General features: G+C 40.2%; 1 protein-coding gene. It reads left to right on the forward strand.

Annotation, left to right across the window (positions count from 1 at the left end; genetic code table 11):
* Positions 1 to 606: 606 nt before the first annotated feature.
* Entirely contained in the window at positions 607 to 1,497 is an 891-nt protein-coding gene (locus A1QO_RS05855) for a DUF2971 domain-containing protein (RefSeq protein ID WP_241790411.1), read from the forward strand.
* Positions 1,498 to 1,527 lie beyond the last annotated feature (30 nt).

Consider the following 1,527-nt stretch of genomic DNA (forward strand, 5'->3'; position numbering starts at 1 on the left):
GTTATGTTTACTTGTATTTCAATGGCTTAAAAATTATTCGATCTCTGTTTTTTATCCCTTTAGCAGTTCGTCCGAGTTGCCTCAGCAAATCCGCATTGTCGTCCCAAGTTCGTGAATTTCTCAACCCGTAAAACATGCTAATGTTCGCGGGTTGCTTCATTTGCAGGTCGTGGCGGTTGGTTTCAAATATCACTGGCTCTAAGTCGCTTTGGGCATATTTCCCAATAAGCTAATAACCTTGGCAGTTGTCTCGGCAAATCGCCATTGTTTTGCGCTGCTTTTGCTAAGAAAGGGCGCTTGTTGAAAGCGTATCGAGTTGCCTCATTAGCAGGGAAGTGGTTTTACTCGTTTTGGGTTTTGGCGCGTCTGCCGGTCAAGTAAGTTCGAGCTTGTGATTTAGTTCAGAAATCTAGGTTTGCATCTCAGTTCTTTGCCATGTAATCAATGAATTGTGCTAAAACATAACAAAGCATTTAAGACGGATTCTCAACGCTTGGCAATTTCAGTTCAGGTCAGCTTTAGTCCTAAATGTGGCAAGGTTTAGGCTTGGGTGGTCGCGTTGTTCACCACTTAATGCGGCGTTATGTTTATTGTGGAGATATTCGATTGAAACGAGTAGTAGTTGGTAAAAGTTTAGACTTGGAAATGTCGCTTTGGCGATACATGTCATTAGATAAATTTATTGATTTAGTAAACAACAAAAAGCTGTTTCTGACCCCATTAAGTTATTATCAAGCAACGGACCCTTTCGAGGGGTTTACTCCTAAAGTTGCGTTTGAAGCTACTACTAATATATTCCTGAAGGGCATCGAGGAGCTTGAGGCGCAAAGTCAATTAATCGAGAATATGTTTCAAGAGCGAATATCTTCAGGTGCAACCCCGCCAACACCTGAACAGTATCAAGCTATCTCAACGATGAAAAACTCAGTTCAGCAAAATAGAGCTGACCTTGTTCCTAGAAACAACAAAATCAGCAAGTCAACTTGTGTTCATTGTTGGTATCACAGTGAAAGTGAATCAGAAGCAATGTGGAAACTATACTCTGATAGTGGGAAAGGAATAGCAATTAAAACAACTGTAGGTTCTTTGGTGTCAGCTCTAGACCTATGCCAGCCCAAAGTTCCTCTTCATATTGGGCGTGTAAAGTATTTAGATTTTCTTTCAGAGCACTTAACACCAAAAGAATGTGTGACTGATGGGGTTACAGCTCCACTATTAAAGCGACAAGAATACTCCCATGAAAATGAAGTTCGTCTTTTTTCAGTCCCTCAATGCCTAACAGCAAAGAATTGGAGAGAATACAAACCTACACCAATACTTGTTGACGTAGATACATCCACCTTGATTGAAGCTATCTATATTTCACCATATGTTGGAGAGCCGTTTACCTCCAGCGTATATAAGATTTGCGAACTGTTTGAGATTCCTAAAAATAAGGTTGTAACATCGCAGTTGCTCAAAAATTACGAAGAAGTGTTGCTAGGGTACGTAAAATAAACATAACAAAGCATTTAAGAGTGATTCGCA

Source organism: Vibrio genomosp. F10 str. ZF-129, from assembly GCF_000287055.2.
Taxonomy (GTDB): Bacteria; Pseudomonadota; Gammaproteobacteria; order Enterobacterales; family Vibrionaceae; genus Vibrio.